The 3,595-nt window shown below is 73.8% G+C and carries 4 protein-coding genes and 1 pseudogene; 4 read left to right on the plus strand and 1 reads right to left on the minus strand.

The genetic code is table 11. From position 1 onward, the window contains the following. Positions 1-130 precede the first annotated feature (130 nt). Positions 131-988 (minus strand): LysR substrate-binding domain-containing protein, encoded by an 858-nt coding sequence (locus tag AOK00_RS35835; RefSeq protein ID WP_055604276.1) that lies wholly within the window; start codon positions 986-988, stop codon positions 131-133. A 145-nt stretch (positions 989-1,133) separates the two neighbouring features. Between AOK00_RS35835 and AOK00_RS35840 the strand changes: the two genes are divergently transcribed. The 4 genes and pseudogenes from AOK00_RS35840 to AOK00_RS35855 form a co-directional block, all read left to right on the plus strand. Next, positions 1,134-2,234, plus strand: coding sequence for a bile acid:sodium symporter family protein (locus AOK00_RS35840; RefSeq protein WP_055604278.1), 1,101 nt, complete (start codon positions 1,134-1,136; stop codon positions 2,232-2,234). Between the two features lie 25 nt (positions 2,235-2,259). Next, a complete protein-coding gene (locus AOK00_RS35845) occupies positions 2,260-2,862 on the plus strand; it encodes an isochorismatase family protein (RefSeq protein ID WP_055604277.1) in 603 nt (200 codons plus the stop codon). After that, on the plus strand, positions 2,859-3,242 hold the full coding sequence (locus tag AOK00_RS35850) for a hypothetical protein (RefSeq protein ID WP_030320224.1): 384 nt from the start codon (positions 2,859-2,861) through the stop codon (positions 3,240-3,242). Before AOK00_RS35845 ends, AOK00_RS35850 begins: the two co-directional genes overlap by 4 nt. A 173-nt stretch (positions 3,243-3,415) precedes the next feature. After that, positions 3,416-3,595: pseudogene (locus AOK00_RS35855) on the plus strand (3-oxoacyl-ACP synthase); the annotation flags it as partial.

Here is a 3,595-nt window from a genome sequence, read left to right on the forward strand (position 1 = left end):
CGTCCGGTCAGCCCGGACCGGGCGCCGCAGGGCCGCTCCGCGTCCGGTCAGCCCGGACCGGCGCGCACAGGGGCGCTCCTCGTCCGGTCGGCGCGGAGCGGACCGGCGCGCAGGGCCGCTCCTCGTCCGGTCAGCCCGGCCGGTGCAGCCGGTCGCCGCCCGCCAGGATCGCCTCCGCCAGCGCGTCCGCCGCCTCCTGCACCGCCCCGCCCCGGCGCCCCGCACGCAGCACGAAGCCGACGTCGCCGAGCTCCGGAAGCCCCGCCACCGGCACCAGACCCGGCGGTACCAGACCCCGCGTGTGCGCCATCACGCCCAGCCCCGCACGGGCCGCCGCCACGTTCGCGCTCAGGCTGGAACTCGTGCACGCGATCCGCCACGCCCGGCCCTGTGCCTCAAGGGCCTCCAGGGCCCGCGCCCGGGTGATCCCCGGCGGCGGGTACAGGATGAGCGGAACCGGACGGTCGGGATCCAGCCGGAGCCCCGGCGCCCCGATCCAGATCAGGGAGTCCTCCCACACGAGTCGCCCCTCGCTCTCCCCGCCGCGCCGCTTGGCCAGGATCAGATCCAGCCGGCCCGCGGCGAGCCGGGCCTGGAGGGTGCCGGACAGCTCGACCGTCAGCTCCAGGTCGACCTCCGGGTGCTCGCGCCGGAACGACTCCAGGATCTCCGGCAGCCGGGTCGTCACGAAGTCCTCCGACGCCCCGAACCGCAGCCGCCCGCGCAGCCGTGTCCCGGCGAAGTACGCCGCCGCCCGCTCGTGCGCCTGAAGGATCGTGCGCGCGAAACCGAGCATCGCCTCCCCGTCATCGGTCAGCGCCACCCGATGGGTGTCCCGGGTGAAGAGCGGCCGGCCCGTCGCCTCCTCCAGGCGCCGCACATGCTGGCTGACGGTCGACTGCCGCAGCCCGAGACGGTCCGCGGCCCGGGTGAAGCTCAGCGTCTGGGCCACGGCGAGGAAGGTGCGCAGATGGGTGGGCTCGTACACAGGACGACCGTAACGCCCGCACTCCATGATTATCGCCAAACGCGATGACAGTCAGTGCCCTGTACGGGATTCCCGATCACCGGGCCCTGGGCCAGGATGGAAAGGCGCGAGACACCCCCTCGCCGAGCACAGAGCAGTGGAGTCCATGACCGCCCGTACGCCCGCCCCGCGCCGAAGCCGCGGCACGCCGCGCCGCACCCTCCGGCTGCCGTCCTGGCTGCCCGTCGACGGATACATCCTGGCGCTGCTCGGCACGGTCGGCCTCGCCGCGCTCCTCCCCGCGTCCGGCGGCGCCGCCCACGTCGCGCAAGGCGCGTCCACCGGAGCCGTGGCCCTCCTCTTCTTCCTCTACGGGGCCCGGCTCTCCACCCGTGAGGCCCTCGACGGGCTCAAGCACTGGCGGCTCCACCTCACCGTCCTCGGCAGCACCTTCCTCCTCTTCCCGCTCCTCGGACTCGCCGCCCGCGGCCTCGTCCCGACGGTCCTCACCCCCCAGCTCTACAGCGGCCTCCTCTTCCTCTGCCTGGTGCCGTCCACCATCCAGTCCTCCATCGCCTTCACGTCGATCGCCCGCGGCAACGTCCCCGCCGCGATCTGCGCGGGCTCCTTCTCCTCCCTCGCCGGCATCGTCCTCACCCCGCTGCTCGCCGCGCTGCTCCTCGGCAACAGCGCCGGCGGCCTCTCCGCCGACGGGCTCACGAAGATCGTGCTCCAGCTCCTCGCACCGTTCCTCGCCGGACAATTCCTGCGCCGCTGGGTCGGCGCCTTCCTCGTCCGCCACAAGAAGCTCCTCGGGTACGTCGACCGGGGCTCGATACTCCTCGTCGTCTACACCGCCTTCAGCCAGGGCGTGGTCGCCGGCATCTGGCACCTGGTGACCCCGGCCCGGCTCGGCCTGCTGCTCGCCGTCGAGGCCGCCCTGCTCGCGGCGATGCTCGCCCTGACCTGGTACGGAGCCGGGCGTCTCGGCTTCGGCCGGGCGGACCGGATCGCGATCCAGTTCGCCGGTTCGAAGAAGAGCCTGGCGGCGGGACTGCCGATGGCGAGCGTCCTCTTCGGCCCCCAGGCCGCGCTCGCCGTGCTCCCCCTGATGCTCTTCCACCAGATGCAGCTGATGGTGTGCGCGGTGATCGCGAAGCGCCGCGCCCGTGACGCGGAGGGGGATCCCGAGACGGACGGGACGCCGGTGGCTCAGTCTGCGACTCCCTCCGTAGGCCGGATCACACCCACGACCACCCCAGGATGATCATCCCGGCCGCTACGGTGCTCCCATGCCCGCACTCGATTCCGGCCGCACCGCGCTCGTCCTCGTCGACCTCATGGAACGCATCGTGGCGCTGCCCCTCGCGCCCCGCCCCGGCACCGACGTCCTCACGGCCGCCGCCCGGCTCGCCGACACCTTCCGGGCCGCAGGCGCGCCCGTCGTCCACATCCGGGTCGAACGGCCGAACGTCGAAGCCCAGCCGCCCGGCAGCGAGCTCGTCGCCGGCCTAGTCCGGGAGGGCGAGCCCGTCGTCGTCAAGCGCACCATCGGCGGCTTCCAGGACACCGGACTCCACGAACTCCTCACCGGGTTCGGCGCCACCACCCTGGTCCTCGGCGGCATCGCCACCAACCTCGGTGTCGAGTCCACCGCCCGCGCCGCCGGCGACCTCGGCTACGACCTCGTCTTCGCCGAGGACGCCATGAGCGCGCTCACCGCCGACGAACACCGCGCCTCCGTCGACCTCGACTTCCCGCGCCTCGGCACGGTCGCCCCCGTCGCGGCGATCACCCTGGAAGCCCCCGCCTCCACGCCCACCCCGGACGGTTCAGCCTCCACGCCCACCCCGGACGGTTCCGCCTCCACGCCCACCCCGGGCGGCCGCGAGTGACCCCGGTCCCGATACGTTACGGGGCCCGCCCCTGCTCCCTCGTCGTCTGCCGCGGCTGCTGCTGCGGCGACGCCCGCAAGAACCCCGGCACCGACCACGCCGGACAACTCGCCCGCCTCCGGGAGGCCGCCGCGGCCTCCGGCGGCCGGCTCGCCGTCCGTACGAGCGACTGCCTCGGCCCCTGCGCCCAGGCCAACATCGTCGTCGTCCAGCCCTCCACCGAGGGCCGGCGGCGCGGCGGCCGGGCCGCCTGGGTCGCCTTCACCCTCGACCAGGACTCCCTCGACGACATCCTCGCCTGGACGGCCGCCGGTGGTCCCGGCATCGCCCCGCCCCCGGCCACCCTCGCCCTCCAGATGATCGATCCGCCGAAGAACTGACCCCGCCCGCGGCCCCACGCGACGCCGTGGGGCCCGTGGGGCGCCCGGGTCCTTGTCGCGGTCGACCAAGGGGTACGGATGAATCTTGGTGGATTACGTCACCGGTTACCCATCAGTCGCTGGCAAGACTGGGGAATCCTGCCGGACGATCGAACCACCGAGGGGGTCCCGGGATGACGGGCACTCGCATTGCCGCGCTCGGGCACTACCAGCCCGCCAAGGTGCTCACCAACCACGACCTCGCGGAGTTGGTCGACACCGACGACGCGTGGATCACCAGCCGGGTCGGCATCCGCACCCGGCACATCGGGGGGCCCGACGAACCCGTCGACGAGCTCGCCGCGTACGCGGCG

The sequence above is a fragment of the Streptomyces aureus genome (assembly GCF_001418135.1).
Taxonomy (GTDB): domain Bacteria; phylum Actinomycetota; class Actinomycetes; order Streptomycetales; family Streptomycetaceae; genus Streptomyces; species Streptomyces aureus_A.

Coding starts and splice junctions, on each gene's coding strand:
- AOK00_RS35840 (WP_055604278.1), top strand. CDS start 1,134: ATGACCGCCCGTACGCCCGCCCCGCGCCGAAGCCGCGGCACGCCGCGC.
- AOK00_RS35845 (WP_055604277.1), top strand. CDS start 2,260: ATGCCCGCACTCGATTCCGGCCGCACCGCGCTCGTCCTCGTCGACCTC.